Source organism: Synechococcus sp. R6-5 (assembly GCF_047461775.1).
Taxonomy (GTDB): Bacteria; Cyanobacteriota; Cyanobacteriia; order Thermostichales; family Thermostichaceae; genus Thermostichus.
Genome location: NZ_JANSHV010000058.1, coordinates 21,146 through 27,338 on the forward strand (window position 1 = coordinate 21,146; position 6,193 = coordinate 27,338).

Consider the following 6,193-nt stretch of genomic DNA (forward strand, 5'->3'; position numbering starts at 1 on the left):
GCAGTCAGAGTGGAGACAAGGTGTTGAGATCGAATCGGGATCCCGGCGGCAAAAAGTGAATGCGGGCATTGTGCAGCCGAAAATACTCATCCGCCGCCGCCTCCTGAACGGTCGAGTACAGTTGCGTCCCGTCCACAATCGTCACCGTCCCCAAGCCGATCACCTCCATCACATCGTTGGCCTGGATCACCACCGCCGTATTCTCATCAATGCCGATACCCAAACATTGGGGATAGTGGGCCACCGCCGTAACCAGCCGCACCAGGCGATTGCGCTGATGGAAATGTTGATCGATGATGACGCGAGGCAAAAGGCCCAAGCCCGTCTTCACCGTTACAATTGCCGGCGTGGGCGGTTCTCCGCTGTAGCCGCGGGAGATCATCTGCTGCCCCAACGCAGAAGCTCCGGCGCTGGTTCCGGCAATTACCGTCTGCCCCCGCTGCCACTGCTGTCGAATGGCCTCCATCAGCTCGCTGTGGGCCAGCACCTCTGCCAGCCGCTCCTGATCCCCACCCGTAAAGTAGATGCCGGTGGAGAAGCGGATTTTCTCAACGTTATCGGGATCCCTCGCCTCCATCGGGCTGCGGATATCTAGAACTTGGAGGCTGGCCGCCCCCATCTGCTGAAAAATGTTGGCGTAGATCTCCCCCAGCACCGCCGGGATCCCAGAAGCCGCGGGCACGATGGTGATGTGGGCAGACTTTCCCCCCGCTCGGCGGAAGAATTCCCAAAGGATGTGGCGCTCATTTTCCTTGTCCTCTGCTCCCCCGACGGCGATGATGTCGGAACGGGCGGTGATGGGATCCTTCACAGTAGGGCGGCTCAGGGGTTGGGCGTCGTTTGTCGGCGTGGAAGGAACTCCGTTCCACTCCAGCTCACGGTGGGCGGCAGAAACATCAGGCAAATGGGGCATGGAGCGCGAGGAAGATTAAAATGGGCACATTTCACTTTCACTATGCTACGGCTTGGAATTCGGTTTGGCGCAGCTCAATTCCAGATTTCACGGAAGAGTCAGGGGTTGGTTAGGGGTCTCGAAAGGGGGAATAATGTTCATAAGAACACCCCTCGTCTCGTCCTTCGGTTCACCCAGCAGGAGCATCCATGGCCAGAAAACCTGACGGATATCTTGTCCACATCATGCTGGAAGGTGGACAAACCATGCAGGTACGGGTCAAAGAAGCCAGAGAATACACGGAATTGATCAACAACCTCATGGTGGGCGGCGAAGAGTTCATCACCTTGCCCAAGCAAATGGACAATGAGTACATGATCGTGCGTCCTCAACGGGTGTCCGGCGTGTCGGTGGAGGCGATCTACGCTTCCAGCGTTGGCATCGACCTATAGAGCCTATAGAGCAGACCAAGGTCAGGGATCCCTTGAGTATCGCCGGGCTGACAACGCAAAGCCCCCACCACTAGGGGCAGGGGCTGCCAGAGGACTAGACCCCGCAGGATTTAGAACCTCAGTACCGACAGGTTAGCTTTGCGGGGGCAGGATCACCTTGTCGATGACGTGGATCACGCCGTTGGAAGCTTCAATGTCGGCTGTCACACATTAGCATCGTTGACCTTGACACCATCAGCCAAAGAGATTTCCACAGGGGATCCCTCGACCGTAACCACTTCCCCAGCTTCCAAAGAGGTAGAGAGAACTTTGCCGGGCACTGCATGGTAAGTGAGAAATCGAAAAAAGTCCCCGAAAAAGATGTTTCTACTGCCCCAAGATGCTTTCTTACAAAGGCTGCGGGGGTATCTTCCACTAAGGTTAGATTTGCAACAATCATCGCAGGGTGGTGGTGAGCAATCCAAAACAGGCTGAAAAAGGATCCCTTGAGGCTGAGGGATCAGTTACGTTTGTCTGCATCTATAGTCATTCTGATTCAAACTAAAACGCTGCACCCACACCTGAAGCGTTGAATGCGCGGGGCTGGAAGACTTTTCTTGGTAGCTCAGGCGTCTCACTCTAACCTGAAACGACTGTACTGTTTTGTTTGCTCGAGCTGTCTATCCAGCGGCAGCACAAAAAATAACACCCTCACGGTGCCGAGCAAAGGGATAAATGAGTTAACGAGCTCGTAATAATCCTGGCAGTTGTGCTTACTCTTCTTCCGGCTCGAAGTCTTCGTCGTAGTCGTCCCCGATCAAATCGTCGATATCGTCGATGTCTTCTTCCAAAATCATCTCAGGGACCTCAATGGGCTGCTCAATCAACCGGCCTTCCTGGCGCAACCAATCGAGAATGGAAAGGCTGCTGGGGGAGGGCACCACCGTTGGCGGTTGATCGCGGGGTTCTTCGCGCAGAGAGGGATTGTGGTAGTACATGCCGTACAGAAGGCAGCTATCGACGAGGAATGAACTCGGCTTGGATTGATCTCCTCTCAACCGAGGGACGCGGGCTTTCCATCGATATATCCCTCAGTTTAGCCTATGCCTGCCACTCCTGCAAAAAGCGGTGCAGCACCCGCTCCAGTTCAACAGCCCGCGCTGCCTTGAACAGCAGCCGATCCCCGGCTTGCACGTGATGGAGCAAGATTTCCAGCAGTTCGGATACCTCCTCGCAGCGTTCTGTCTGGGCTGCCGGTTTTTGGTCGAGCAGCGGTTGCATTTCTCCTTCGGGATCCAAGAGCAAGATCCGATCCAGCCCCAGAGGGGCAGCCGCCCGACCCACCTCTGCATAGAGCTGAGGCGCATGCTCTCCCAACTCCCGCATCGGGCCGAGAATGGCCCAGCGCCGTTTTCCCGGGGTTTGGGCCAGCAGGTGTAGAGCCGCGATCATCGCTTCCGGCGAGGCGTTGTAGGTTTCGTCCCAGATTTCCACATCTCCTACCAGCTTGAGATGGCGGTTGCGCCCCTCCAGAGGGGTAGGCAAAGCAATGGGTTCTCGGAGCCGCTCCCAATCCAGCCCCAAGCTGCACAGAGCAGCCAGCACTCCCATCCAGTTGAGGGCATGGTGTCTTCCCGGCAAGGGCACCGGCAGCGTTAGGCCCTCCACAGTTACCGTTTGGGCTTGGGGATCCCATTCTCCTCGTAAGTCCCCCCGATCCAGGCCATAGGTAAGGGTTTGTCCCGACCACAGGCTGGCGGCGGTAGACAACAGCAAGGGATCTTCTCCATTCAGCAGAGCCACCCCCTGCCCTAGCTCCTGCAGCAGCTCGCACTTGGCAGCAGCAATGGCCGCGCGGGATCCCAGTCTGCCGATGTGGGCGGTGCCAATATGGGTGATCAAGGCGTGGGTGGGCTGAGCCATCTGAGCCAGGCGGCGAATTTCTCCGGGGCCGCGCATGGCCATTTCCAGAACCACAAACTGATGCTCCGGTCGCATCTGGAGCAGGGTTTGAGCAACCCCGATGTCGTTGTTGTGGTTGGCCTCACTTTTGAGAACTGTGCCGTAGCGGGATAGGGCAGCCGCCAACATTTCCTTGGTGGTGGTTTTGCCTGCTGAGCCCGTGATGGCTACTACGGAGGGGGGAAACTGCTCCCGCCAGCCTCTGGCGATGCGCTGGTAGGCAGCTAGGGTATCTGAGACTTGAAAATGGGGCCCAGCCACCGGACGCTGGCTGATGACGGCAACGGCCCCCCTTGCCAAAGCTTGTGGAATAAAGTTGTGTCCATCAAACCGTTCCCCCCGCAGCGCCACAAAGACTGACCCCGGCTGCAATTGGCGGCTGTCGGTGCAAATGGCTTGGACGGGAAGACCCAACAAATGGGGATCCCCCTGCAGGGGAGTTTGCAGCAGGTCAGCCACAGTTCGTAAGGTCAGCATCGGGCAGAAACTCCAATTCGCCTACAGCCTCTTCGTCTATGGTCATTTCAGACCCGATTGAGACATTTCCCAAGCGCTCCCCCTTACCCCCAGCCCCTCTCCCAGGGGGAGAGGGGAGTTGGGGATAGCTGTACAGCTTTTTTCAGCGTTGCTTACCACAGCCAGTGTCAATCAATCTCTTGCGTGGGAAGGCTCCCGCTTGGCTACGGAACTCCCATGAAGTCGGAAAAAGCTGTAAACCCAGTTCCTGGGCAACGCCAATACACGACTGGGTATAGGAAGTTGTCAGCTGGGTTGCAGCGTTTCGATCCCAGTCGGGAGGGCGATGATTGCCTCTTTGGCCATGCCGATGAACAGGCCATGTTCCACAACCCCCACCGTCCCTTTGAGTTGATCGGCGATCTTGGCAGGATCCGCCATGGGGCCGAATTGGCAGTCGAGGATGTAGTGCTGCTCGTCCGTCAAGTAGGGATCCCCGTTGGCATTCCGCCGTAAGGTGGCTGTGCACCCCAGAGCCTCTACCCGCGCCAAGGTGGTTTTCCAGCCAAAGCGCACCACCTCTACCGGCACCGGGAAGCGAATGCCCAACTGCGGGACTTTTTTAGAGGCATCGGCGATGATGATCAGCTCGGCAGCGCTGGCCTCCACCAATTTTTCCCGCAACAGGGCCCCTCCTGCCCCTTTGATCAGGTTCAGGGATCCCACTTCAATCTCGTCGGCCCCATCGATGGCCAGATCCAGGCGCGGCTGCTCTTCTAGGGTAGCCAGCGGGATCCCCAGGGAGCGGGCCTGTTCAGCCGTGCGCTCGGAGGTGGGCACGCCGATAATCTGGAGACCTTCGGTTTGCATCCGCTCTGCTAGGGCGCTCACGGCAAAGGCGGCTGTGGATCCCGTGCCCAGCCCCACCACCATTCCCGACTGCACCTTTTGAACTGCAGCCCGGGCTGCCGCTTGTTTCAGATCATCTAGAGACTCGGTCCCGCTGCCGCCAAGGGTAGTCATTCCCAGCTCCTCTCCCGTGGATGAAGATCCTACCAAAGTGCTCTGCACCGCTACCGCCCGCTCCAGCTAAAACCCTCCGGCGCTGCCACCACCCGACCGAAGAGATCATAGGGCTCAGCGCGGGTGATCTGCACCGGCACCAGGGATCCCAGAGAGCCCTCCCCACGCACGTACACCACCCCGTCCACTTCGGGGGCAAAGCGAGGGGAGCGGCCAATCCACTCGCCGGTTCTGGGGTTTTCCTGCTCCAAAAGTACAGGTACCACTCGGCCCACCTGCTCGCGGTTGCGGCGGAAGGCAATGCCTTGCTGCAGTTGCATTAGACGGGCGCGGCGCTCCTGTTTGACGGCCTCTGGAACCTGATGGGGGAGATGGTAGGCAGGGGTGCCCTCTTCGGGAGAAAAGGTAAACACCCCCACATGGTCAAACTGATGGCGCTGGACAAAGTCTAGTAGATGCTGGAAGTGCTCCTCCGTCTCCCCAGGAAAGCCGACGATAAAGCTGGTGCGCAGCACGGCATTGGGCAACGCCTGGCGCAGCCGCTCGATCACCCGGTCGTTGACCTGCCCTTGCCAGGGGCGATTCATGGCCTTGAGGATCTCAGGATGGCTGTGCTGTAAAGGCAGATCCAGGTAAGGCAGGAAATTGGCGGTCTCTTGAATGGCCTCCACCACGGCGGGGGTAATGCCCGTGGGGTAGGCGTAGAGCATGCGGATCCAGGGAATGGGGATCTGGCCCAGGGCGCGGATAAGCTCAGCCAAGCGCGGCTCCCCGTAGAGATCGATCCCGTAGTGGGTGGTGATCTGGGAAATTAAAATCAGCTCCTGCACCCCCTCTTCGGCCAGTTGTTCTGCTTCCCGTAGGATCGACTCGATGGAGCGGGAGCGTTGGTTGCCCCGCAAGTGGGGAATGATGCAGAAGGAGCAGCGGTAATCACAGCCCTCGGCTACCCGTAGGTAGGCCACAGGCGCATGGGTGGTGCGATAGCGAGGTACGGTCTCGTCGGCAATGTAATCCAAGCTGGAAGTAACGGCATTGACCCGCTCTCCCCGCTCCGCCCGCTCGATCACCTGGACGATCTGGTGGTAGTCGCCGGTACCTACCAAGGCCACGGCCTCTGGGATCTCCTGCAGCAGCTCCTCTTGGAAGTGTTGCGCCAAGCAGCCGGCAATAACGATTTTCTTGCCCTGTACTGCCAACTCCATCAGGGTGCTGACCGACTCCCGCCGCGCTGCTTCAATGAAGCTACAGGTATTGACGATCACATAGTCAGCACTCTCTTCGTCCCCATCCACCCGGTAGCCTGCTTGAGCCAGCAAGCCCAGCATGTGCTCGGTGTCCACCCGGTTTTTCTCGCAGCCCAGGTGTAAAACGGCAACCGACGCCTTTGTACGCTGCACCGCTGTTCGCGTAAGCGGGACGGAGTCCT

General features: G+C 58.5%; 6 protein-coding genes and 1 pseudogene. 1 reads left to right on the forward strand and 6 read right to left on the reverse strand.

The annotated features are described in order from the left end of the window. Positions 1-4 precede the first annotated feature (4 nt). Positions 5-913 (reverse strand): cyanophycinase, encoded by a 909-nt coding sequence (locus tag NW818_RS03430; protein ID WP_414357386.1) that lies wholly within the window; start codon positions 911-913, stop codon positions 5-7. A 188-nt stretch (positions 914-1,101) separates the two neighbouring features. On the opposite strand from NW818_RS03430, the gene NW818_RS03435 reads away from it, so the two are divergent. Continuing rightward, positions 1,102-1,344 (forward strand): hypothetical protein, encoded by a 243-nt coding sequence (locus NW818_RS03435; RefSeq protein WP_011433628.1) that lies wholly within the window; start codon positions 1,102-1,104, stop codon positions 1,342-1,344. A 132-nt stretch (positions 1,345-1,476) separates the two neighbouring features. On the opposite strand, the pseudogene NW818_RS03440 reads toward NW818_RS03435, so the two are convergent. From NW818_RS03440 to rimO, 5 genes and pseudogenes are all read right to left on the reverse strand, one after another. After that, positions 1,477-1,808, reverse strand: a pseudogene (locus NW818_RS03440) (fasciclin domain-containing protein). Positions 1,809-2,096: 288 nt separating this feature from the next. Beyond that, a complete protein-coding gene (locus NW818_RS03445; RefSeq protein WP_414349794.1) occupies positions 2,097-2,321 on the reverse strand; it encodes a DUF3134 family protein in 225 nt (74 codons plus the stop codon). Between the two features lie 103 nt (positions 2,322-2,424). Further along, positions 2,425-3,762 (reverse strand): UDP-N-acetylmuramoyl-tripeptide--D-alanyl-D-alanine ligase, encoded by a 1,338-nt coding sequence (locus NW818_RS03450; RefSeq protein WP_414423834.1) that lies wholly within the window; start codon positions 3,760-3,762, stop codon positions 2,425-2,427. A 285-nt stretch (positions 3,763-4,047) separates the two neighbouring features. Continuing rightward, positions 4,048-4,764: a ribose 5-phosphate isomerase A gene (gene rpiA, locus NW818_RS03455; protein WP_414418678.1), complete on the reverse strand. Its 717-nt coding sequence runs from the start codon at positions 4,762-4,764 to the stop codon at positions 4,048-4,050. Positions 4,765-4,814: 50 nt separating this feature from the next. Continuing rightward, positions 4,815-6,164 carry a 30S ribosomal protein S12 methylthiotransferase RimO gene (gene rimO, locus NW818_RS03460; RefSeq protein WP_414423835.1) on the reverse strand — a complete coding sequence of 450 codons (1,350 nt, stop codon included), beginning with the start codon at positions 6,162-6,164 and terminating at the stop codon, positions 4,815-4,817. Positions 6,165-6,193: the final 29 nt, after the last annotated feature.

Excerpts from the sequence above, each read along its gene's own strand:
- NW818_RS03450 (WP_414423834.1), bottom strand. The coding sequence starts at position 3,762 with ATGCTGACCTTACGAACTGTGGCTGACCTGCTGCAAACTCCCCTGCAG.
- NW818_RS03430 (WP_414357386.1), bottom strand. The coding sequence starts at position 913 with ATGCCCCATTTGCCTGATGTTTCTGCCGCCCACCGTGAGCTGGAGTGG.
- NW818_RS03445 (WP_414349794.1), bottom strand. The coding sequence starts at position 2,321 with ATGTACTACCACAATCCCTCTCTGCGCGAAGAACCCCGCGATCAACCG.
- rpiA (WP_414418678.1), bottom strand. The coding sequence starts at position 4,764 with ATGACTACCCTTGGCGGCAGCGGGACCGAGTCTCTAGATGATCTGAAA.
- NW818_RS03435 (WP_011433628.1), top strand. The coding sequence starts at position 1,102 with ATGGCCAGAAAACCTGACGGATATCTTGTCCACATCATGCTGGAAGGT.